This is a genomic window from Thiomonas bhubaneswarensis (genome assembly GCF_001418255.1).
Taxonomy (GTDB): Bacteria; Pseudomonadota; Gammaproteobacteria; order Burkholderiales; family Burkholderiaceae_C; genus Thiomonas; species Thiomonas bhubaneswarensis.
In genome coordinates this window covers 313,970-335,073 of record NZ_LIPV01000001.1, presented here as the reverse complement: position 1 = coordinate 335,073, position 21,104 = coordinate 313,970, and the positions used below count along the sequence as shown (strand labels likewise).

General features: G+C 66.8%; 21 protein-coding genes. 10 read left to right on the top strand and 11 right to left on the bottom strand.

The annotated features are described in order from the left end of the window. The first annotated feature begins 11 nt into the window (after window positions 1-11). The gene (locus ASC45_RS01640) at window positions 12-1,517 is read left to right on the top strand and encodes a hypothetical protein (RefSeq protein ID WP_055449276.1); all 1,506 of its coding nucleotides are present in this window, start codon (window positions 12-14) and stop codon (window positions 1,515-1,517) included. A gap of 24 nt (window positions 1,518-1,541) precedes the next feature. Here the strand turns inward: ASC45_RS01640 and metW are convergent, their stop codons facing one another. The 8 genes from metW to ASC45_RS01600 form a co-directional block, all read right to left on the bottom strand. Then, window positions 1,542-2,120: a methionine biosynthesis protein MetW gene (metW, locus tag ASC45_RS01635; protein ID WP_055449275.1), complete on the bottom strand. Its 579-nt coding sequence runs from the start codon at window positions 2,118-2,120 to the stop codon at window positions 1,542-1,544. Beyond that, complete coding sequence (metX, locus tag ASC45_RS01630; protein WP_055449274.1) at window positions 2,117-3,259, bottom strand: homoserine O-succinyltransferase MetX; 1,143 nt, start codon at window positions 3,257-3,259, stop codon at window positions 2,117-2,119. Before metX ends, metW begins: the two co-directional genes overlap by 4 nt. A gap of 148 nt (window positions 3,260-3,407) precedes the next feature. Next, window positions 3,408-4,178, bottom strand: coding sequence for an ABC transporter ATP-binding protein (locus ASC45_RS01625; protein ID WP_055449273.1), 771 nt, complete (start codon window positions 4,176-4,178; stop codon window positions 3,408-3,410). A 10-nt stretch (window positions 4,179-4,188) separates the two neighbouring features. Next, on the bottom strand, window positions 4,189-5,175 hold the full coding sequence (locus tag ASC45_RS01620) for a FecCD family ABC transporter permease (protein ID WP_055449272.1): 987 nt from the start codon (window positions 5,173-5,175) through the stop codon (window positions 4,189-4,191). Further along, entirely contained in the window at window positions 5,172-6,179 is a 1,008-nt protein-coding gene (locus ASC45_RS01615; protein ID WP_082454198.1) for an LLM class flavin-dependent oxidoreductase, read from the bottom strand. Before ASC45_RS01615 ends, ASC45_RS01620 begins: the two co-directional genes overlap by 4 nt. Window positions 6,180-6,200: 21 nt before the next feature. Next, a complete protein-coding gene (locus ASC45_RS01610; RefSeq protein WP_082454180.1) occupies window positions 6,201-7,283 on the bottom strand; it encodes an ABC transporter substrate-binding protein in 1,083 nt (360 codons plus the stop codon). Beyond that, window positions 7,280-8,233 (bottom strand): TonB-dependent receptor plug domain-containing protein, encoded by a 954-nt coding sequence (locus tag ASC45_RS01605; RefSeq protein WP_342665681.1) that lies wholly within the window; start codon window positions 8,231-8,233, stop codon window positions 7,280-7,282. The genes ASC45_RS01610 and ASC45_RS01605 overlap by 4 nt, the downstream gene beginning before the upstream one ends. 33 nt (window positions 8,234-8,266) lie before the next feature. Further along, window positions 8,267-9,364: a TonB-dependent receptor plug domain-containing protein gene (locus ASC45_RS01600; RefSeq protein WP_055449270.1), complete on the bottom strand. Its 1,098-nt coding sequence runs from the start codon at window positions 9,362-9,364 to the stop codon at window positions 8,267-8,269. A gap of 74 nt (window positions 9,365-9,438) precedes the next feature. On the opposite strand from ASC45_RS01600, the gene ASC45_RS01595 reads away from it, so the two are divergent. After that, complete coding sequence (locus ASC45_RS01595; RefSeq protein ID WP_055449269.1) at window positions 9,439-10,335, top strand: hypothetical protein; 897 nt, start codon at window positions 9,439-9,441, stop codon at window positions 10,333-10,335. 32 nt (window positions 10,336-10,367) lie between these two features. Here the strand turns inward: ASC45_RS01595 and ASC45_RS01590 are convergent, their stop codons facing one another. Next, on the bottom strand, window positions 10,368-10,880 hold the full coding sequence (locus ASC45_RS01590) for a DUF302 domain-containing protein (RefSeq protein WP_167344831.1): 513 nt from the start codon (window positions 10,878-10,880) through the stop codon (window positions 10,368-10,370). Between the two features lie 258 nt (window positions 10,881-11,138). On the opposite strand from ASC45_RS01590, the gene ASC45_RS01585 reads away from it, so the two are divergent. The 8 genes from ASC45_RS01585 to modD all read left to right on the top strand — a co-directional run bounded on the left by ASC45_RS01585 (window position 11,139) and on the right by modD (window position 17,363). After that, window positions 11,139-11,561, top strand: a complete 423-nt coding sequence (locus ASC45_RS01585; RefSeq protein ID WP_055449267.1) for a TOBE domain-containing protein — start codon at window positions 11,139-11,141, stop codon at window positions 11,559-11,561. Window positions 11,562-11,646: 85 nt separating this feature from the next. Further along, on the top strand, window positions 11,647-12,411 hold the full coding sequence (modA, locus tag ASC45_RS01580) for a molybdate ABC transporter substrate-binding protein (protein WP_055449266.1): 765 nt from the start codon (window positions 11,647-11,649) through the stop codon (window positions 12,409-12,411). A 15-nt stretch (window positions 12,412-12,426) separates the two neighbouring features. Further along, window positions 12,427-13,119, top strand: coding sequence for a molybdate ABC transporter permease subunit (gene modB, locus ASC45_RS01575; RefSeq protein ID WP_055449265.1), 693 nt, complete (start codon window positions 12,427-12,429; stop codon window positions 13,117-13,119). Next, window positions 13,119-14,201 (top strand): molybdenum ABC transporter ATP-binding protein, encoded by a 1,083-nt coding sequence (gene modC / locus ASC45_RS01570; RefSeq protein WP_055449264.1) that lies wholly within the window; start codon window positions 13,119-13,121, stop codon window positions 14,199-14,201. The genes modB and modC overlap by 1 nt, the downstream gene beginning before the upstream one ends. 1 nt (window position 14,202) lies before the next feature. Continuing rightward, window positions 14,203-15,036: a sulfite exporter TauE/SafE family protein gene (locus ASC45_RS01565; protein ID WP_055449263.1), complete on the top strand. Its 834-nt coding sequence runs from the start codon at window positions 14,203-14,205 to the stop codon at window positions 15,034-15,036. A gap of 14 nt (window positions 15,037-15,050) precedes the next feature. Next, window positions 15,051-15,836, top strand: a complete 786-nt coding sequence (gene modA, locus ASC45_RS01560; protein ID WP_055449262.1) for a molybdate ABC transporter substrate-binding protein — start codon at window positions 15,051-15,053, stop codon at window positions 15,834-15,836. A gap of 11 nt (window positions 15,837-15,847) precedes the next feature. Beyond that, complete coding sequence (locus tag ASC45_RS01555) at window positions 15,848-16,543, top strand: molybdate ABC transporter permease subunit (RefSeq protein WP_055449261.1); 696 nt, start codon at window positions 15,848-15,850, stop codon at window positions 16,541-16,543. Then, the gene (modD, locus tag ASC45_RS01550) at window positions 16,521-17,363 is read left to right on the top strand and encodes a ModD protein (protein ID WP_055449260.1); all 843 of its coding nucleotides are present in this window, start codon (window positions 16,521-16,523) and stop codon (window positions 17,361-17,363) included. Before ASC45_RS01555 ends, modD begins: the two co-directional genes overlap by 23 nt. A 13-nt stretch (window positions 17,364-17,376) precedes the next feature. Here the strand turns inward: modD and ASC45_RS01545 are convergent, their stop codons facing one another. After that, a complete protein-coding gene (locus tag ASC45_RS01545; RefSeq protein ID WP_055449259.1) occupies window positions 17,377-18,309 on the bottom strand; it encodes a Na/Pi cotransporter family protein in 933 nt (310 codons plus the stop codon). A 39-nt stretch (window positions 18,310-18,348) separates the two neighbouring features. After that, entirely contained in the window at window positions 18,349-21,048 is a 2,700-nt protein-coding gene (locus tag ASC45_RS01540; protein WP_055449258.1) for a cation-translocating P-type ATPase, read from the bottom strand. Between the last annotated feature and the right edge of the window lie 56 nt (window positions 21,049-21,104).

The following is a 21,104-nucleotide window of genomic DNA, read 5'->3' as shown; positions in this document are numbered from 1 at the left end:
GAGACTGAGTCATGATTCCTTCCAGACGTCGTTTCATCAAGAAGTCCCTGCTGTCCCTGCCTGCGGTCGGCGCACTGTCGGCTTGCGGCGGCGGTGGCGGTGCAGCCTCAATGGCCGTGCCTGACGGAGTACTGTCGCCTGTGCCCGTGACCGCAGGCAAGGATTTGTCGGCTGGCCTGCAGAACTACGGCACCCAGCTTATCTCCTACAGCAAGCTGGCCAAGCCGGCCAAGGGGCAGACGGTGACCGATCCTGACTTCGGCACGCGCATCACCCGCATCACCGACTGCGTGGCCGATTTCAACAATGTCTGCGCCGCACCGGCCTATCCCACGGCCATGGCCTGGAACAGCAATGAAACCCGCTTCGTGCTGTACGTGCCCGGATCGACCATGCAGTCTGGCGGTAAGCAGGGCTGGGCCATGTATGACGGCACCACCTACGCCTTCATCAAGTTCATTGACATCAACCCTGGCGACGTCGAACAGTTCTACTGGGATCATCAGGATCCGGCCACGCTCTATTACATCGACAACCATTCGGAGGGCAGCACGATTGTTGCCAACCTCACCGCGCTCAACGTCGAGACCGGGGTCAAGACGGTGGAATACAACTTCATTCCCAATCTGCCCGCGGGCTGGCCGAAAGACGGGCCGGTGCGCTGCGGCTATCCGTTTGCGCTGGGCATCAACGCCAGGGGCGAGCGCATCTGGGGCCTGGGGGCCGGTGGCATTCCGAATGTGAACGGCCAACTGGGGCTGAATGTGTTCGGCTTCAACCAGACGACCAAGCAGATGGTGTTTTACGACACCAGCTATGTGGCGCAGGCGCAGGCCCGAGGCACGACGCCGTTTCCGCTGTTGTCGGGCCAGGGCTGGGTGGCGCCAGACCCGGCCTCGCAGAACACCCAGAACGGTCGGGTGTTCATCCTCGACATCAACGGCAAGTATGTCCGCACCGTCAACTTCGACGCCTACGAACATTGCGACACGGCGATGAACGCGGCGGGCCACGACGTGCTGGTGGGCTCGCAGTTCAACCGCGCCACGGGCGGCAACGGCAACGTCATCGCCGCCGATCTGCTCACCGGGCAGGTGCAGAACCTGGTGGGCGAATCCAGCTCGCCGGTATTCGGCTATCCCGCCACCGGCAGCCTCACCGGCTCGACCGCCTGGATGAACCCGATGTGGATCGTCACCGGCATGACCGGCAACATCTACGGCACCGGCAACAGCGGCCCGACGCCCAACCCCAAGACGTTGCTGGATCAGGAGATCATGCTCACCAGCCTGACCACCGGTATCAGCTACCGTTTCGCCCACCACCGCAGCACCGGCAACTACAGCAACGCGCCGCAGAGCAACTACTGGGCGCAGACCAACGTCACCCTGAGCACCAGCGGCACGCGCATCCTGTTCCAGAGCGACTGGGGCTGCGGCGACCCGAGCAACCCCGTGCTCGACGGCAACGCTGCGGTGGACACCTACGTCATCGAACTGCCCAGCTACAAGGCCTGAACGCAAGGCTAAGGCGCGGGTGCCTCAGCCGCGCTGCACGCAGAACACCGCCTCCGTGGCCAGCAGCCCGGGGGCGAAGGACGTGCGGCGGCCGTTGCGCACGCCAAAGGCCTCGCGCACGCGCAGGCCGCAATGCGCCGCCAGACGTTCGAAGTCGGCATAGGTGGCCACGCGCAGGTTAGGAGTGTTGTACCACTCGTAGGGCAGTTCGGGCGTCACCGGCAGGCGGCCGGTGAGAATCTGCAGCCGGATGCTCCAATGGGCGAAGTTGGCGAAGCTCAGAATGCCCAGCCTCCCCACGCGTGCAGTCTCGCGCAGTGCGTTTTCGGTGTGGCGGATGTTGGGCAGGCTGTCGATCTGCAGCACCACGTCGAAGCTGGCGTCACCGAACATCGACAGGCCCTGTTCGAGGTCGTACTGCAACACGTCCACACCTTTCTCGGCAGCGGCAATCAACTTTTCCGGGTCGATCTCCACCCCGAGGCCAGTGCAGCCGCGGGTGTCGCGCAGATGCGCCAGCATGCGTCCGTCGCCGCAGCCCAGATCGAGCACGCGGCTGCCGTGCGGCACCAGATCGGCGATCACGCTCAGTGGCGTACTCATGATGCAAGCTCCTGCGCGATGCGGTTGAACCAGGCACGCACCACGCCGTGGTAGTGCGGGTGATCCATCAAAAAGGCGTCATGGCCTTGCGGCGCGTCGACCTCGGCGTAGGTCACCGCGCGGCGGTTGGAAATGAGTGCCTGAACGATCTCGCGTGAACGCTGCGGCGAAAAACGCCAGTCGGTGGTGAAGCTCACCAGCAGAAACCGTGCGGTGGCTGGTGCCAGCGCGGCGGCGAGATCGCCGCCGGTGGCCCGCGCCGGATCGAAATAATCGAGCGCGCGGGTGATGAGCAGATAGGAGTTGGCGTCGAAATAGCCGCTGAACTTGTCGCCCTGATAGCGCAGATAGCTCTCGATTTCGAAGTCCACCCCAAAGCCATAGCCCAAGGCGCCGCTGCGCAGCGCCCGGCCGAACTTGGTCGCCATCGCATCGTCGCTCAGATAGGTGATGTGGCCGATCATCCGCGCAACCGCAAGCCCCTGCCGAGGAACCACGCCGTGGGCGTAGAAATCGCCGCCGTGAAAGTCGGGGTCGGTGATGATCGCGCGGCGCGCCACCTCGTTGAAGGCGATGTTTTGCGCCGACAGGCTGGGCGCGGTGGCGATCGCCGCGCAGTGGGCCACGCGGTCGGGGTGGCGCAGCGTCCAGCTCAGCGCTTGCATGCCGCCCAGGCTGCCGCCGATCACCGCGGCCAGGCGAGTGATGCCCAGGCGGTCGAGCAGACGCGCCTGCGCATCCACCCAGTCTTCGACCGTGACGACCGGAAAGCGGCTGCCCCAGGGCTGGCCCGTCGCGGGGTCGAGGCTCATCGGCCCCGTCGAGCCGAAGCACGAACCGGGGTTGTTGACGCACAGCACGAAGAATCGGCGTGTGTCGAGCGGCTTGCCGGGGCCGATCAGGTTGTCCCACCAGCCCAGGCTTTTGGGATCGCCCTCGTATGTGCCCGCAGCATGATGGCTGGCGTTGAGCGCATGGCAGACCAGCACGGCGTTGCTGCGCTCGGCATTGAGCGTGCCGTAAGTCTCGTAGGTCAACTCGTAAGCGGGCAACTGCGCACCGCTTTGCAGCGGCAGCGGCTCATCGAACGCCATGCGCTGCGGCGTGACGTCACCGAGGGCTGAGGGCGAAGCACTCATGGGTGTTCCTGAAAAACAAAACCGGCGGCGCTGGCAATGCAGCGAAAACCGCCGGTGGTCTGCGCTGTTTTAGCGGTATTTGTTACGCGCCCGCAAGCCCAGGGCAAATCGGCGCGTCGCCAAGTATAGGAGCATCGTGACGGCCGCGTCAGGAGACACGCGCCGTCGTCCAGCGCTGCGCTTGGGCGGCTTGCTCGAGCTTGTCCGCAGGCAATGAGTAGAGCCTGGCGAGTAGATCACGATGCATGCATTGCGCTGGGATGCCCTCAGCGATGAAGGCCCCTTCCTGCATCATTACCACGCGCGAGGCGACGACGAAGGCATGATCGGGGTGGTGGGTGGTGAACAGCACACCGCGGCCGTCGTCCCGCAGCTGCGCGAGCAGTTCGAGCAGGCGCAACTGGTTGCCATAGTCCAGGCTGCTGGCGGGCTCATCGAGAAGCAGGTACGGGGCATCCTGCGCCAGTGCGCGGGCGATGAGTACCTGCTGACGCTGGCCACCCGACAACTCGGCGTAGCTGCACGCAGCCAGCTTCTGCAGGCCAATGCGGGCGAGCACGGCTTGCGCGGCCGCGAAGTCGGCAGGTCCGGGGCGAGCGATCAGGCCGCGCCCCGCCAGGCGTCCCATCATCACCACGTCGATCACGCTGTAAGCGAACACCAGTCGGTGCTGTTGCGGCACATACGCAATGCGTCGGGCGCGTTCAGGCGCGGACAGGGTGGCCAGGTCGTGGTCGTCGACTTTGAGGGTGCCGTCTTGTGCCGGATGGATGGCGCACAGGGTCTTGAGCAAGGTGGTCTTGCCGCAGCCGTTGGGGCCGAGCAGGGCGACGGTCTCGCCCGGAGCAAGGCGCAGGCTCACACCCTTGACGATACTGCGCTCGCCGTATCCGGCGTGAAGGTTGTGGGCTTCGATCATGGCGTTTTGTTCAGTCCGTCCAGCCTACCGCCACACGTCGCAACGCCAGCGCGAATACCGGCAGCCCTACCAGAGCCGTGAGCACACCCAAAGGCAGTTCCACGCTGAAGGCGGTGCGGGCGACGTCGTCGAGCACGAGCACATACAGCGCGCCGAGCAGGGCCGATGCCGGCAACACGCGGCGGTTGTCCGCCCCCCAGATGAGCCGGGCGATCTGCGGAATGAGCAGCCCGACCCAGGCGATCATCCCGGCCAGCGTGACCGACAGCGTGCCCAGCAGCGTGGCCATCACGATGACCAGCGCGCGCACCCGGCGCACCGGCATGCCCAGGGTGCTCGCCTCTTCGTCGCCCATGCTCAGCACATTGAGCGCATGGCCCAGGGCAATCAGCCCGGCGGTTGCCACCCACATCACCGGCGCCGTCAGCCACACGCTATGCGCGTTGATGCTGGAGAGCGTCCCCATGAGCCAATAGGTGATCGCCGGCAGCTTGTTATACGGGTCGGCCACATATTTGGCCGTCGACAGCAGCGCCGTGAAAAACGCGCCGGTGATCAGCCCGTCCAACAGCAGCACCACGATGCCGCTCTGCCCGACCATCCGCGCCAGCAGCAGCGTCAGTCCCACGGCCAGCAGACCGAAGCCGAAGCTGGCGACTTGCACCTGCCACAAGGCGCTGCCCAGCAGAATACCCAGCGCGGCACCGAACGCTGCCCCGGCCAGACCGCCCAACACTTCCGGGGAGGCGAGCGGATTGCGAAACAGCGCCTGATACGCCGCGCCCGACGCCGCCAGCCCGGCGCCGATGCTCACCGCCGCGACGATCCGGGGCAGCCGCAATTCGCGGATGACGGTCCACAGCTCGGACGGCCTGCCTTCCAAGCCTTGCCACAACCGCAGGGCGGCCTCCAGCGGCGAGGGCTGATACCGCCCCAACAATAGAGACAATGCTGCAGCCCCTAGCAGCAGCGCGGCCAGCGCCGCGATGGCTTTCATGCCGGAGTCGTCGTGCGTGACGACACAATATGCGGCAGCACGTGCTCGAGCAGGCGACTCATCTGGTTGAGCTGCACCTCGGGCTGGGCGTGCATGGGGTTGAATGCGAGCCGTGGCACGGTGCGCAGCGCCAGCAGCGCGCCCAACTGTTTGGCGCAGTCGTCGGGCGTGCCGACGATCATGCGCGCGAGGCTCTCGCTTTCGTCCATGTCTGCCAATGGGCCGCGAAAACCGACCTTCCACTGCGCCTGCTTGTTGCCGCGGAACTCGGCCAACCAGCGCAGCGCATGACTGCGTGCGGCGGCGCCATCGTCGCCGATCCACAGGCCGCGCACCAGCAAAGCGTCGGCCGGTCCGCTGGCGGCGATGCCCCAGTTGATGGCCTGCGCGTCATACATGTCGAGCGGCCAGAACTGCGCGCTCATCCAGCCCAGACCCCGGCGCGCGGCCCAGGCCAGGGTGTCAGGCTCGCGGCTCGCGATGAACATGGGCAGGACGCCACATGGCGGCGGCTGCAACGCCGCATCAGGCGCGCCTTGCGCACACTGCGCGCCGGGCGGCGGCCGCAGAAGATCGAGGGTGGCGTCCACCACCGCCTGCATGTCGGCGCGGGCCTGCTCGCTGCCCCAGCCGAAGGCGCGCTTCTGCGCCTCGAACGGTCCGCCCTTGGCAAAGCCGATGGCGATGCGTCCTGGCGCCAGATTCGACAACAGCGCGATGTTTTCGGCCAGAAGTGTGGGGTTGCGCCCGGCCGCCAGCACTGCCGCTACACCGAGCTGGATGCGCTGCGTGCGTGCCGCCCAGTGCGCGAGCGGCAAAAGCGGTGAGGCGCTCAGGCTCTGCGGATCGAAGTGATGTTCCGTGACCCACACCGCCTGCACTCCAGATTTCTCCAGTTCGGCCACCAACGCGCTGCGACTGGCGAAAAACGCGGCGATCGATTCGCCCGGTTCGGGCTGCATGTGCAGCATCATGCCGATCTGTGGCAGGTTGGGCAGCTGCATGGCGGATTTGTCCACAGATTCTCAGTATTTGGTCGGATAGTCCACCGCTTTCGGATGCAGGATGGACTCGGCCTGCGCGGTGCTGAGTTTGTGGCCGAAAAACAGCGCGAAAAAGTCTTGCGTGCGTTGCACGATGGGCTGCCGGAACACCGCCCCGTACTGCTGCGGAAACACCTTGCTGGCCAGCCAGGGCGCGGCCAGAAAGCGCATGAACGAAGGCGGCCGATCGATCCAGCGAAACGGCACCTGCGGGGCGAACAGTACGTGCCCCTCGCGCACCGCGCGCAGCAGTTTCCAGCGCGGCTCGGTCTGAATGGCGCGCATGGCCGGGCCGTCCTGGGTGAGGATCCAGTCCGGGTCGGCAGCCATGATCTGCTCGAAGCTCACCCGCACCATGCCGAAGCGGCTGCCGTCGGTGCAGCGCAGAGCGTTGTGCGCGCCGATGGCGTCGATGACTTCGGCGTGGATGGAGCCGCTGCACTCGCTGGCCAGGCCGTCTTCGCCCTCGGCGTAGTAGATGCGCACCGGCGGCGCTTCGGCCACCTTGTGGCGCAGCGCGGCCAGTGCGGTGAGGGTGCTCTGTGCAGCCTCGGCCAGCGCATCGCCGCGCGCGGCGATGCCCAGCGCTTGCCCCACCTGGCGAAAGGCTGCAGGGTAGTCCGCCATGGTGTCCAGCTGCACCGGGCATAGCGGCAGACCGAGCTTGCGCATGGCCTCGGTGCTGGCCTGGGCGCCCACCGTGGCACCCGACACCAGCGCGAGACTGGGGTGTACGCGCAGTACCTGCTCCAGATTGGCAGTGCGTCCCTGGCCGAACCAGCCGCCCAGCACGGGCAGATCGAGCACGCTTTTCGGCAGGATTTGCCCAGCCTGCCTGCTCCACGGAAAGTTCAGCCCCGCCATGCGCCCGGGCGCCAGCGCTAGCAACAGGTAGTTGTTCACCGGGCTGCTGCCATACACCGGCCCGGTGGGCGCTGCAGGGCAGGGCGCGGGCTCGGTGGCGGCCCAGGCGGGCAGCGTTGTGGTGGCCAGCAGCGCGGTGGTGAGCAGCGCCCGCAGCCAGTGGCGCAAGCCACGGTGCGGGCTTGGCAAGGCAGCGCTCATAGCTTGTATTGCAGTTGCATCCGCAGTTCGCGCCCGGGCATGGGAAAGCCCTCGCTGAATTGGTAGTTCCGATCCAAGGCGTTGTTCAGGTTGGCGTAGAGGGCCAGGCGCGGCGCAAGCTGCTGTGCCCAGCGCAGGTTGACCACGGTGAAGCCCCCCACCGGCTGCAGGCCGTTGGTGGTGGTCTGGCGACGGCTCGCCACCTGCACATGAGCCGACAAGGTAGTGGCCTCGCTGGGCAGCCAGGAAATGCCGACATCGGCCCAGTGGCGCGGCGCATTGGTCGCCACCAGTCCGGCCTTGCCCAGCGTGGCGTCGAGATAGCTGTAGGCGAGCGAGGCGAGCCAGACGTTGCCGATGGGCGCCTGCACACTGAGATCGAGCCCCTTGTTGGTGGCCGTGCCCACGTTCTGCGCCTGGCTTATGCCGGGTGTGGCCGTGGCCACGCTTTCGATCGCATCCTTGATCGAATCCCAGTACACCGAGGCGTCGTACTTCAAACCGCCCATCGCCACGCCGGAGATGCCGACCTCACGATTGAGCGCCTGCTCCGGACCCAGAGCGGGGTTGGGGATGGCCTGACCCAGCCGGTAGGAGTAAGTTTCCTTGATGCTGGGGAAGCGCGTTTTCTGGCCGATGCCCGCGCGCAGCTCGGTATGCGCGGACAGCTTGTGCCGCCAGACGATCTGGGCATTGTTTGCGCCAACGCGCGGGCTGGTCTGCATCGGTCCGATCTGAGTCTGCGCTTTGTCGGTGTATTGCTGCGCCTGATCGAAGCGGTGTTCGTCACGACGGTAGCCGAAGGTGATGGTGTCGGCGTCGGTAGGGCGGTAGGCGTTTTCGAAGCCCAGGGCGTAGGTGTGCGCTTCAAATCGCAGCCAAGGCGTCTGATACGGCTGGTACTGCGTGGCGAGATTGGACTCTCGGTGCACGTCCTGCTTGTAGAACAGACCGAGCTTGATGAAGTTCTGCGACCCCAGCGGCTAGCCCAGCTCGACCGTGGCACCGTTGGAAAAGTCCCGGTACTTGCTGTCGAAGGCGTAGGGCTTCTTGGTCGTCGAGTACGTTGCGCCGTCGTAGGAGATCAGCTCGTTGTCGAAGGTGTCGTGATAAAGCCGGGTCTTGAGGTAGCCATTGCCCACGGCGGTGTTGCCGATGTAGTAGTAGCTCTGCTTGTTCCACTGCGGCCACTGCCAGTAGCGCACCGGCTGGCCTGTCACCATGGTGTTGCCGGTGTAGGGCGGTGAATCTTTGTCGCTGTTGACGGTATAGATGCCCAGCGCGTAGTCGTCGGTGGCGTTGGGGGTGAAGCCCACCTTCAGATTGGCGTTGATGTCGTGGCTGGAGGCATTGGGCCGGTCGCCTCCGGGTTGTGCGGTCACGGGTGTGAAGCTGCCAGAAAGGGGAAACCCGTCGCGGTTGGCCGTGGCTACCCCTCCCTGTACATACCAGCGGCTGTCGATGCGGCTGCCCAGTTGCACCGAGAAATCGTTGCCGTAGAGCTTGTGCTGGTTGGCGGTGAGGCCACCAGTCATGCTGCCCTCGAGCTTTTTGGTCGGCGCCTGGGTGATGATGTTGATCGAACCGCCCATGTTGTTCGGCCCGTACATCAGCGAACCCAGACCTTTGGTCACCACGATCTCGGAGATACCGGGAACCAGCAGTCGGCTCAGATCGACGTTGCCGTCATACGGCACATAGATCGGGATGCCGTCGATGTTGAGCGTGGTCTGGCGCGAATCGAAGCCGCGGATGTTCACCTGCGTCTCGCCGCGCTGACCCAGCGTCACCGGGGTTACGCCCGGCAGAGCGTCCAGCGCCTCGCCCACGTTGAGCGCGCCGCGATCGAGCATCTGCTGCTGCGTGACCACGCTGCTGCTCGTGCCCCCGGGCGGCGGAGCCGAGACGGCCATGGTCTGCACATCCACCTCGCCGAGCTGGAACACAGGCGTCGCGGTCTGCGACGTTGCTGTGTTTTGCCCCCAGGCGTTTGCCGCCTGCAGCGAGACAAGCAGCGGCAGCAGACGGAAGACGACCGGATGTGCGCCGGTGCGGCGCAGGCGCGAAGGGCGGTGGGGCATGGATTGTTCTCCTCGGTGGAATGCATTAGGCTTATCGGAATAGCCGATGAAATATAACGAAGTCGATTCAAACCATGCCGATCTCCGTCACAGAATTGCGTCATGTCAAGCCCGCGGGTTTGGCCGTGGCCGTGCTCGGCGCGGGGGACGTGGGCTCGGCTGTGGCGCATGCGCTGTTTGGTCACGGCATACCCGTGCTATTGGTGGAGTCGGCGCAGCCCACGGCGCCGCGTCGGGGCATGTGCTGGGTCGACGCCGTATTCGATGGCAGCGCAAAACTGCTTGGAGTGCGGGCCGTGAGGGTTTTCCAACCGCACGAGGCTATGGGGGCGTTCGTGCACAGACGCTGGATCGCTCTGGCTGTTGAGCCCGAGTTGCCGCAATGGCTCACGCAGCTCGACATCACCCTGGTGGTCGATGCACGCCTGCGCAAGCATGCCGAGTCGCAGCCTGATCTGCGGGCTCTCGCGTCGCTATCCGTGGGCATCGGCCCGGGCTATGTTGCCGGATATAACGCCGATGTTGTCGTCGAGTCGGCCTGGGGTGAAGCGCTGGGACAGGTGATCTACAGCGGCCCGGCAAGTGCTCTTGCCGGCGAGTCGAGGCCCATACTCGGCGTGGGCCGCGAGCGCCTGGTCTATGCGCCGCAAGCCGGGCAGTTTCTGTCGCATCTTCGGATTGGTGACGCGGTGCGCGCGGGCGAGCGCGTGGGGGTGCTGCAGGTCTCACAAGGCGAGTGGCTCGAGCTGCGTGCTCCCATTGACGGCGTGCTGCGCGGGCTCACCAGGCCCGGCGTGCAGGTGCCGCCGCGCGCCAAACTGATCGAGGTCGATCCTCGCGGCGATCCGGCGCTGTGCCGCGGCCTGGGCGAGCGGCCGATGCGCATCGCCCAAGGGGTGATGCAAGCGGTGAATCATCTTCAGGGCGCCGCGAAATCAGGCGCCAGCACTGCCCGGCAGCATGCTGCCTGAGCGACCAGGGTGGCGTCGCAAGTCTTGGCCGCCTACAGCAATCCCAGTGCGCCGGCCCGCATGATGCTGCTCAGAGTCTTGCCCACTTTTTCCGCCTTGCGGCGCAGTGGCGATCCCGGCGGCACGCTGTCGATCAAGGGCTGCAGGTTCATCATCACCAGCCAGAGCTTGCCAGCCTCGTCTTCCACCAGGGTGATGCGGCAGGGCAGGTACGCGGCGAAGTCGATGCTGCCGTCCACCATCTGCACGGCAGTCAGTGGATCGCAGAACAGGAACACGCGGATGAGGCGCTGCGGCTTGCCCGTCATGGCGTGCACCTGCTCGGACAAGGGCAGGTCGCCCACCTGCTTCATGTTGAGCAGATTGGCGCGCAATTGCATCGACTGCACGCAGTCGGAGGCGCTCAAGCCCTTGGCCAACGGCAGGCGAATCACCGGGGCGTTGGACGATAGGGGCATGGCGCCCGGCGCAGCCAGGGCGCTGCCCGCGGTCAGTCCTGCGCCCGCCCAACCCGCCGCAAGGCGCATGGCTGTTCTTCTCTGCATGATTCGGCTCCTCAAAGTCATACGCCGCGCTTGACGGCTCACGTTGGGTTTCAGTATATTTCAATAAATATATCGAAGAATCGATTGAAGCGCAGGCAAGGCATTGCGCAACTGAACAGGAAAGACAAATCTATTGAAAATCAAAGATCTGAGTGGAGGTTTTTGTAAGATCTCGGATGCGAACGACGCCTCAGCGGCTTTCGTTGTGTCATATTAGATATTTCGCAATCCTCTTTCTCATCACCCGGAGATCGCATCATGCAAACCAGCGCCCGCAACCATCTCAAAGGCCACATTCATGCTGTGCATGACGGCGCCGTCAACACCGAAGTCGTGCTCGACCTCGGCGACGGTCAGCACCTCGTGGCCATCGTCACCAAAGACAGCGCGCACCGCCTCGGCCTCACCGCAGGCAAAAGCGCCTGGGCTCTGGTGAAGGCGTCCTGGCCCATCCTGGTCAAAGGTCCGGCTCCGGCCACCTCGGCGCGCAACACCCTGTGCGGCACGGTCAAGGCGGTCACGACCGGCGCGGTGAACACCGAAGTGGTGCTCGGCCTCAAGGGCGGCAGCGACCTGGTGGTGATGATCACCAGCGGCAGCGAAAAACATCTCGGCCTGAAAGTGGGCGACGCCGCGTGCGCGCTCATCAAGGCCACCCATGTCATCCTCGGGGTGGACTAACCGTCCCATCTCGCTTGACGGCCCTGGGAGTCATCCCGGGGCCGATTTTTTTATGGCCTTGTAACCAAACCTGACGGAGAACCGTATGACACGCCTGACCCGATTCCTGCGCGGCGCCGCGCTGATGCTCGCACTTCCCTTGACCCTGGCCGTGCAGGCGAGGGCTGAAACGCTCACCGTGGCCGTGGCGGCGAACTTCAAAAAACCGGCCGAGGAAATCGGCGCGGCGTTCAAGGCCAAGACTGGCATCGAGGTGAAATACGCCTTCGGCGCCACCGGGCAGTTCGCCGCGCAGATCCGCAACGGCGCACCTTTCGACGTTCTGCTTGCGGCCGACGACACCACCGCACCGTCCTTGGCCAAGGACGGCTTCGCCGTGGCTTCGAGCAACTTCGTCTATGCCCGCGGCACCCTGGTGCTCTACAGCACCACGCTGCCGGTGAAAGAGCAGGGTGAGCAGATTCTGAAAAAGGGCGACTTCGCCCACCTCTCCATCGCCAACCCCAAGACCGCGCCTTACGGTGCCGCTGCCATCGAGGCGATGAAGAAGATGGGCCTGTACGACGCGCTCAAGCCCAAGATCGTCGAGGGCGCGAACATCGGTCAGACCTTCGACTTCGTGGCCACCGGCAACGCACAGGTGGGCTTCGTCGCCTTGTCGCAGGGCATCGGCGCGGGCAAGGGGCAATGGTGGATCGTGCCGCAGGCGGATTACGCCCCCATCGACCAGAGCGCCATCGTGCTCAAGCCCGGCAAGGACAAGGCCGATGTCAAGTCCTACCTGGATTTTCTGCGCGGTCCCGAGGCTCGCAAGGTGATCGAGAAGTACGGCTACACCATTCCGCAGTAAGGGCCTGGACTGACGATGACCCTGTTCGGTCACCCACTCGATCTCGGCCCGCTGTGGCTCACGCTGCAGGTGGCCGGCATATCCACAGCCATCCTGCTCGTTCCGGGCATCGCCCTGGCGTGGTGGCTGGCGCACTGGCGCTCGCCGCTGCGTGCGGTGGTCGAGGCGGTGGTGGCGCTGCCGCTGGTGCTGCCGCCGGTGGTGCTGGGCTTTTACCTGCTAGTGTTTCTCAACCCGCAGGGCGTCATCACGCAGGCGCTTCACGCTTTGGGTTGTGAGGGCCAACTCACCTTCAACAAGATCGGCCTGATCATCGGTTCGGTGGTGTATTCGCTGCCCTTCATGGTGCAGCCGCTGCTGCGCGCCTTCGAGAGTCTGCCGCAGAACCTGCTCGACGCCGCGGCCACGCTGCGCGCGGGCTGGTGGGACCGGTTCTTCAACGTCGTCCTGCCGCTGTCGCGCGGCGGGCTGATCGTGGCGCTCACGCTGACCTTCGCCCACACCGTGGGCGAGTTCGGCGTGGTGCTGATGGTGGGCGGCAACATTCCGGGCAAGACCCGCGTGGTGTCGATCGACATCTACAACCATGTCGAGGCGATGGAGTACGCGCAGGCGCACATCCTGTCGGGGCTGATGCTGGTATTCGCCGTGGTGGTGCTCACCATCGTCTACGGCCTGTACCGCCACGGCAGCAAGGAGCACGGCTGATGGGGGCGGACGAATCCACTGCCGTGGTCAGCGGCAATGTGCAGGCGAGGCTGGGCGCGTTCACGCTGCAGACCAGCGATTTTTCCTGGCCGCTTTCGGGCATTACCGCGCTGTTCGGCCGCTCGGGCTGCGGCAAGAGCACCCTGCTGCGCGCCGTTGCCGGATTGATTCCACGCGCCCACGGCACCCTGCGCGTGGGCGACACGGTGTGGCTCGACGGCACCCGCCAGACCCCGGCGCCGCAGCGCGACGTGGGCTATGTGTTTCAGGATGCAGCGCTGTTTCCGCACCTCACGGTGCGTGGCAATCTGACCTTCGCCGCCCGCCGCGCCCCAGGCGGGATGGACGCGGCCCAGATCGAGGCACAGGCCAAGGCCGTGGGCGTGGCGCACCTGCTCGATCGCCGCATCGCCGCGCTATCGGGCGGTGAAAAGCAGCGCGTGGCCATCGCCCGTGCGCTGCTGTCGCGGCCTCGCCTGCTGCTGCTCGACGAGCCGCTTGCCGCACTCGACTGGCGTGCCAAGGACGAGTTGCTCGACCTCATCGGCGAACTGGCGCACACGCAGCGCCTGCCCATGCTGCTGGTCAGCCACGCGCCCGAGGAAATCGAGCGTCTGGCGCAGCGCGTGGTGTTCATGGAGGCCGGGCGCGTCCTGCGCGTGGAGCCGCTGGCCCAAGCGCTGATGCGCGCCGACTCGCCCCTGTTCGACCGCCTCGGCCCGGTGGCCGTGCTCGAAGGCGAGGCCACGCCACTGGCCGAAGGTCTGGCGCAACTGCGCATCGACGGCAGCCAGCTCACGTTTCCCGGCAAGGCGACGCAGCACCGCGTGCGCCTGCGGGTCTATGCCCGCGACGTGGCACTGGCGCGCACCGTGCCTGCAGACATCAGCATGCTCAACCATCTGCCCGCGCGCATCTGCGGCTTCACCCCGAGCCGTGCAGGCTATGTGCTGGTGCGGCTGTGTCTAAACGACGGCCAGGGGCTGTGGAGCGAAATCACCGATCAGGCCCGCGCCGCGCTGCAGCTTCGGGAAGACGAGACGGTGGTGGCGCTGATCAAGGCTGCTTCGGTGGAGCGTTGACATGAACCCATCCCTATCGACATCCTGCTCTACCGCCTGTGCGATCAAGGGCTTCTTCGCCGCGCTGGCCATCGGCCTGCTCGGCGGCCTCGTCGGCCTGGGCGGAGCGGAGTTTCGCTTGCCGGTGCTGGTGGGGCTGTTCGGGCTGGTCACCTTGCAGGCCGTCATCGCCAACAAGGCGCTGTCGCTGCTGGTGGTGAGCATCGCCATCGTCGCCCGGCTGCATGCCGTGCCGCTTGCGGAGTTGCTGCCGAACTGGCCGGTGGTGCTCAACCTGCTGGCGGGCAGTCTGCTGGGGGCGTGGTGGGCGGCGGGCTGGGCGATGCGCCTGCCGCGCAAGACGCTCGATACCGTGCTGCTGATACTGCTCATCTTTCTGGCCTGCACCATGGCGGCCGAGCAGGTATTCGGCCTGCACGCCCTGCCTGATCTCGGGCAGGTGCTGTCGCCAGCGAGTCATGCGTTGCTGGGCATAGCCGCCGGGCTGGTCATCGGTATGTTTGCCGCGGTGATGGGCGTGGCCGGGGGCGAACTGCTCATTCCCACCATCGTGCTGCTGTGGGGCCTGGACATCAAACTCGCGGGCAGCCTGTCGCTGCTGGTGTCGCTGCCGACCATGATCGTTGGCTTTGCCCGTTACCGCGAGAGCGAGGCTTTCGCCGTGCTGCGCACCCATCGCGCGCTGCTGTGGAACATGGCCGTGGGTTCGCTGCTCGGCGCTGTGCTGGGCGGTCTGCTGCTCGGCGTGGTGCCCACCGACGGTCTCGGTCTGGTGCTCGCGGCGATTCTGGCCATTTCAGCCTGGAAGGTGTTTCGCCACCGCCAGGCGCACTGACAAGGAAATTCGAGATGAACGCTCGGCCTCTTTCCCGACGTACCCTGGTTCTCGCCGCTGTGGCAGCAGCGCTGCCTGCGGCCCGCACGTGGGCCGCCGAACCTGCGTCGCTGCTGCTCATGGCGGGCGCGGGCTACAAGCGGCCCGTCGAGGCGCTGTGTGCCGATTTCACCCAGCGAACCGGCATCCCGGTCGAGCGCAGCTACGGCAATCTGCAGCAGATCTTCGCCCAGGCCCGCGCCAGCGGGCGGGTGGACGTGCTGATCGGCGACGCCGACTTCATCGACCACGCCGGCGACCTCGACCTGCCGCAGCGCCAGACCCTTGGGCAGGGCAAGCTGGTGCTGGCCTGGCGGCGCAAGCTGCTGGGGCGGCGCAGCCCCGAGCCGATCACCGACCCGGTGCGCGATCTGCCCGACATGCAGTCCATCACCCTGCCCAATCCGCAGCAGGCCATCTACGGCCGCGCGGCGCAGCAGTGGCTCAAGGCCAAGGGGCTGTGGGACCGTCTGCAAGACAAGCTCAAGATCGTGCAGACGGTGCCTCAGGTCAGCGCCTACCTCACCTCCGGCCAGATCGACGCGGGGTTCCTCAACCTCACCGAGGTGCTTGCTGTCAAGGGCCAGCTCGGCGGCTATCTGGAACTTCAGCCGGGTGCAGACAGCTACGCGCCCATCGACATCGTCGCCGCCTTTCCGCCCGACGGCGCACAGCCCGCCACGGCGCAGGCGCGTGCCGCGTTCGCCAGCTTTCTGCGCTCGCCGCAAGCTCATGCGGTGCTGGAGCGCGCAGGGTTGTAAGGCCGGGCCGCATGCTGTCGCTCACCCCTGAGGCCTGGGCCGCAGTGTGGCTCAGCGTCAAGATTGCCCTGCTCGCCGTGCCGGCTTATGCGCTGGGCGCGGTGCTGCTGTGCTACGCGCTGCAATTCGGCCTACGCCGCCCGGCCTGGCTGGACGCGCTGGTGACCATCCCGCTGGTGTTTCCCCCTGTGGTCATCGGCTTTGGCCTGCTGTGGCTGCTGGGGCGCGAGAGCCCGCTGGGACGCGCCCTCGGCCACATCGGCATCGACTTCGTCTTCACCCTTCCGGGGCTGTGGCTGGCCGCCTTCGTTGCAGGGCTGCCACTGGCGGTCAAGACCTTGCAGACCGCGTTGGAGACGCACCCCAGAGTCTGGCACGAGGTGGCGCTGACGCTGGGGCGCGGGCCGCGCAATGCCTATCTCACCATGCACCTGCCCATCGCGCTGCCCGCTCTGCTCGGCGGCTTGCTGCTGGCGCTGGCGCGGGGCATGGGAGAGGTGGGCATTTCGCTCATGCTCGGCGGCAACATCCTCGGCCGCACCGAAACCCTGTCGCTAGCCATTTTCAACACCGTGACCACGGGCGACTACACCCAGGCCGCGGCTCTCAGCGCGCTGCTGGGGGCGTTCAGCCTGCTGTTGTTCGTTGCCGTGCGCGCACTGCAAACCAAGGAGCTTGCCAAGCATGATGCACTTCAGCCAGGCTGAGATCGATCAGCTCATTTTCGAGGACGTGCCGCTGCATGACGAAACCACCCGGGCGCTCGGCCTGCCCGATGCCCCGGGCAGCCTGACCTACACGGCGCGTCAGCACGGTGTGATCGCGGGCATGGCGCCGCTGCTGCGCATGGCGCAGGCGCTGGGCCTGCGCGCCGAACCGCTGGCCGCCGATGGCGATGCCACCGCGCCGGGGCAGGCCGTGCTGCAGCTGCACGGCGGCGCGCATGCGCTGCACATGGCATGGAAGCAGGGCATGAACCTGCTCGAATACCTCGGCGGCATTGCCAGCGCCACACGGCAGATGGTGGAGGCTGCGCGCGTGGGCAACCCGCGCATCCAGGTTGCGGGCACGCGCAAGGCGCACCCCGGTGCACGGCGTCTGCAGCACTATGCCGTGCTCTGCGGCGGTGGCATGGTGCACCGCGCCGGGCTGTCGGAAACCATTCTGGTGTTTGCACAGCACCGCGCCTTTCTGCCCGGTCTGGACGCGGCGGCGCTGGTGGCCCGCGCCAAGGCGCATAGCCCCGAAAAATTTGTGCTCATCGAGGCCGAAAGCGCCGAAGACGCGCTCACCGCTGCCCGCGCCGGGGCCGACGGAGTGCAGCTCGACAAAATGACACCCAAGCAACTTGCCACGCTGGTGCCGCAGTTGCGCGCCTTGCAGCCGCGGCTGACGATCAACGCCGCGGGCGGCATTCGCCCCGACAATGCAGCCGAGTTTGCCGCTAGCGGCGTGGACATCCTGGTGACTTCCAGCCTTTACAACGCCAAGGCAGCCGACTTCGGCGCGGTGATGCGCATGGATTGATCGGCGGCGCACTTCAAGGCCGCAGCAGCAGGGCCTGCAGGCGCGGCCACAGCCAAGGCATGACTCCAAGGCCGACCACGGCTGCCGAGAGGTTGAACAGGGTGTGCACCATCGCCACCTGCCGCGCGGGCGACAGCGGCAGCGCCATCACCTGGGCGATCACCGGCTGCAGCACGGTGGCAAACAGCAGCACCCCGAGCAGGTTGAAGGCCGTGTTCGTCAGGCTCAGCCGCCGTGCCAGCGTTCCCATGCCGGCACCGGCGAGCAGCGCGGTGGACGTGGTGCCCAGGTTGGCGCCGGCCACGATCCACACCGCAACCCCGGGCTGCAGAATGCTCTGCGATGCAGCCACCACGGCGAAACCGCTGACCACCGAAGACGACTGCACGAACGCCGTGAGCAAGGTGCCGAACAGCAGTGCCAGCACCGGCGACTGTAGCAACGCCTGCCATGCCGCGAGCCGCTGTCCATGCGCCAGCGGCGCCAGCGCTTGCGCTACCAGATCGAGCGCTAGAAAAATCAGCCCAAAGTAGAACAGCGCCTTGCCGTAGGGGCGCCAGCGCTGGGGCCCGAGCAGCGACCACACCCCGCCCAGGGTGACGAAGACCGGCCCCAGCCCTTCGATCTTGAAGGCCACCAGCCAGGCTGTGAGCGTGGTGCCCACATTGGCGCCGATCATCAGCCCCACAGCGGCTCTGGGGCCGAGCGTGCGCTTTTGCGCCAGCCCCACCACCATCGAGGTCACGGCTGACGACGACTGCACAACCGCGGTCACCGCAGCGCCGACCAGCGCCGCGCGCCAGTCGCTGCGGGTGATGCGTTGCAGCGCCAGACGCAGACGCTCACCACCCAGCCGGGTGACTTCCACGGAAAACGCTTCCAGACCGTGCAGGAACAAAAAAATGGCGGCGAGGACGGAAAAACCCCAAAGCAGCAGATCGTTCATGCGCGTAGCGTATCCGGGAGTCTGTCTGACTGGAGGCGCTCACATGCGGTGCCGACCCAGCCGCCGCCACACCGCTTTTTCCACCTCGATGACGATGAAAATCGCCAGCGACAGCCCGAGGATCATGCCCCACGACGCCGCGTCCAGCGCGACGCTGCCTAGCAGCGATTGCATCGGCGGCGCATAGGTGAAAGCCAGTTGCAGCAGCACCAGCAGCACCGCCACCCCCAACGCCACCGGGTTGCCGTGAAGCAGGGTGCGGTGCAGCGCCGAAGCGGTGTAGCTGCGCACATGGAACAGGTAGGCCGCTTCGCCGAAAGCCAGCATGTTCACCGCTGCAGTGCGCGCCGCCTCCAGCGTCTGGCCGCGGGCGAGCTCCCACTCAAACACGCCGAAGGTCGTCAGCCCCATGAGCACGCTGACGAACACGATGCGCGCGAGCATGGCGCGCGTGACCAGCGGTTCGGCGGGCGGCCGCGGCGGGCGCTGCATGATGCCGGTCTCCGCCGGCTCGAACGCCAGCGCCAGCGACAGCGTCACCGCGGTGACCATATTGACCCACAGGATCTGGCTGGCCGAGACCGGAAGCGCCAGACCGGCGAACAGCGCGAACAGAATCACACCGGCCTCACCGATATTGGTGGGCAGGATGAACAGCATCGACTTCTTGATGTTGTCGAACACCACCCGGCCCTCGCGCACCGCGCGGGCGATGGTGGCGAAGTTGTCGTCGGTGAGCACCAGGTCGGCAGCTTCGCGCGCCGCGTCGGTGCCCTTGCTGCCCATGGCCACGCCAATGTCGGCGGCGCGCAGCGCAGGGGCATCGTTGACCCCGTCTCCGGTCATGGCGACGATCTCGCCCTCGCCCTGCAGCGCCGCGATCAGCCGCAGCTTGTGCTCCGGGCTGGCGCGGGCGATGACGTCGGTGCCCTGCAGCGCGCGGCGCAGCGCAGCGTCGTCGAGCTGGTCGATGCGCGCGCCCGCCAGCGGCGCTGCGGCCTGCAGCCCGATCTGCGCGCCGATGGCCGCAGCGGTGGCGGCGTGGTCGCCGGTGATCATCTTCACCCGCATACCGGCGCGCTGGCATTGCGCCACGGCTTCCAAGGCCTCGGGACGCGGCGGGTCGATCATGCCAGTCATCCCCAGCAGGGTGAAGCGGGCGGTGATGTCGGCCGGGTGGAGCTGCCCACCAGCCTTGAGCGAGCCCGGTGGCGCCTCGCAGCGCGCCAGCGCCAGCACGCGCTGCCCGGCCTGCGCCGCGCGGGCGATGGCCTCGTGCCAGCGCTGGCGCTGCAGTGGCGTCCCGTCCACTTCCTGCGTACACAGCGCCAGGACTTCTTCGGGCGCGCCCTTGAGCAGGATGAACGGGTTGCCCGGCGCCTGCTCGTCTCGGTGCAGCGTGGCCATGTAGCGCCATTCCGACTCGAAGGGAATGGCGTCGAGCCGCGGATAGCGCGCGCGCAACTGCGCAGCGTCCAGCCCCGACTTGCACGCCAGCGTCAGCAGCGCGCCCTCGGTCGGGTCGCCCGCGAGCTGCCACTGGCCGTCGGCTGATTTTTGCAGTTGCGCGTCGTTGCACAGCAGCGCGCAGAGCGCCAGCGCCTGCAGCGCATCGTTGCGCCGCGGATCGACCGCTTGTGCATCGCAGCGGAAACCGCCTTCGGGTGCGTAGCCGCTTCCCTCGACGGCCAGATCGCAGTCGGCCAGCATCACCCGCACCGCGGTCATCTCATTGCGCGTGAGGGTGCCAGTCTTGTCGGTGCAGATCACCGTGACCGAGCCCAGCGTTTCCACCGCAGGCAGCTTGCGCACAAGCGCGCGCTGCCGCGCCAGGCGCCGCGTGCCGATCGCCAGCACGATGGTGACGATGGCCGGCAGCCCCTCGGGAATCGCCGCCACGGCCAGACCCACCACGGCGAGAAAGACTTCGAACATCGGCATCTGCCGCACCAGCACGCCAAAGCCGAACGCCAGCAAGCCCACGGCGAGAATGGCCCAGGTGATCTGCCGGGCGAAGCGATCCAGCCGCCGCGTCAGCGGGGTTTGCAGCGTGGGCGTTTCGCTCACCAGCGCGCCGATGCGCCCGACCTCGGTGGCGCGGCCGGTGGCCACGACCACGCCGCGCGCCTGACCCAGCCGCACCACCGTGCCGGCGAACGCCATGCCGCGGCGTTCGGCCACCGGTGCGGTCTCCGGCTCGGCGGTGCCTTCTTTCTCCACGGCGACCGATTCGCCGGTGAGCGCCGATTCGTCGATGCGCAGATTCTTGGCCTGCAGCAGCCGCAGATCGGCGGGCACCCGCGCGCCCGATTCCAGCAGCACCACATCGCCCGGCACCAGTTCGGCCGCGTCGAGCTCGGCGCGGCGGCCATCGCGCAGCACGCTGGCGCGGTTCGACAGCAGCGCCCGCACCGCGTCGAGCGCGCGTTCGGCCTTGCCCTCCTGCACCGCACCGATGACCGCGTTGATCAGCACCACGCCGAGGATGACCGCCGTATCGACCCTGTCGCCCAGGGCCAGAGTCACCGCCCCCGAGGCCAGCAGGACATAGATCAGCGGGTTGTGGAACTGCAGCGCAAACCGCAGCCAAGGGCCGCGACGCGGTGGCTCGGGCAGGCGGTTGGCACCGTATTGCCGCAGCCGCGCAGCGGCCTCGGGGGGCGACAGGCCCACCTCCGGCGCGACGCCCAGCGCTTGCGCCACCTGCTGCGCCTCGCGTGCATGCGGGGCCTCGATCATCGGCGCACCTCGCCGTGGAACCTGCCCCGAGCCATCGGCGCTATCCTGCGATGAAG

Coding starts and splice junctions, on each gene's coding strand:
- ASC45_RS01640 (WP_055449276.1), top strand. CDS start 12: ATGATTCCTTCCAGACGTCGTTTCATCAAGAAGTCCCTGCTGTCCCTG.
- metW (WP_055449275.1), bottom strand. CDS start 2,120: ATGAGTACGCCACTGAGCGTGATCGCCGATCTGGTGCCGCACGGCAGC.
- metX (WP_055449274.1), bottom strand. CDS start 3,259: ATGAGTGCTTCGCCCTCAGCCCTCGGTGACGTCACGCCGCAGCGCATG.
- ASC45_RS01625 (WP_055449273.1), bottom strand. CDS start 4,178: ATGATCGAAGCCCACAACCTTCACGCCGGATACGGCGAGCGCAGTATC.
- ASC45_RS01620 (WP_055449272.1), bottom strand. CDS start 5,175: ATGAAAGCCATCGCGGCGCTGGCCGCGCTGCTGCTAGGGGCTGCAGCA.
- ASC45_RS01615 (WP_082454198.1), bottom strand. CDS start 6,179: ATGCAGCTGCCCAACCTGCCACAGATCGGCATGATGCTGCACATGCAG.
- ASC45_RS01610 (WP_082454180.1), bottom strand. CDS start 7,283: ATGAGCGCTGCCTTGCCAAGCCCGCACCGTGGCTTGCGCCACTGGCTG.
- ASC45_RS01600 (WP_055449270.1), bottom strand. CDS start 9,364: ATGCCCCACCGCCCTTCGCGCCTGCGCCGCACCGGCGCACATCCGGTC.
- ASC45_RS01595 (WP_055449269.1), top strand. CDS start 9,439: ATGCCGATCTCCGTCACAGAATTGCGTCATGTCAAGCCCGCGGGTTTG.
- ASC45_RS01590 (WP_167344831.1), bottom strand. CDS start 10,880: ATGCAGAGAAGAACAGCCATGCGCCTTGCGGCGGGTTGGGCGGGCGCA.
- ASC45_RS01585 (WP_055449267.1), top strand. CDS start 11,139: ATGCAAACCAGCGCCCGCAACCATCTCAAAGGCCACATTCATGCTGTG.
- modA (WP_055449266.1), top strand. CDS start 11,647: ATGACACGCCTGACCCGATTCCTGCGCGGCGCCGCGCTGATGCTCGCA.
- modB (WP_055449265.1), top strand. CDS start 12,427: ATGACCCTGTTCGGTCACCCACTCGATCTCGGCCCGCTGTGGCTCACG.
- modC (WP_055449264.1), top strand. CDS start 13,119: ATGGGGGCGGACGAATCCACTGCCGTGGTCAGCGGCAATGTGCAGGCG.
- ASC45_RS01565 (WP_055449263.1), top strand. CDS start 14,203: ATGAACCCATCCCTATCGACATCCTGCTCTACCGCCTGTGCGATCAAG.
- modA (WP_055449262.1), top strand. CDS start 15,051: ATGAACGCTCGGCCTCTTTCCCGACGTACCCTGGTTCTCGCCGCTGTG.
- ASC45_RS01555 (WP_055449261.1), top strand. CDS start 15,848: ATGCTGTCGCTCACCCCTGAGGCCTGGGCCGCAGTGTGGCTCAGCGTC.
- modD (WP_055449260.1), top strand. CDS start 16,521: ATGATGCACTTCAGCCAGGCTGAGATCGATCAGCTCATTTTCGAGGAC.
- ASC45_RS01545 (WP_055449259.1), bottom strand. CDS start 18,309: ATGAACGATCTGCTGCTTTGGGGTTTTTCCGTCCTCGCCGCCATTTTT.
- ASC45_RS01540 (WP_055449258.1), bottom strand. CDS start 21,048: ATGATCGAGGCCCCGCATGCACGCGAGGCGCAGCAGGTGGCGCAAGCG.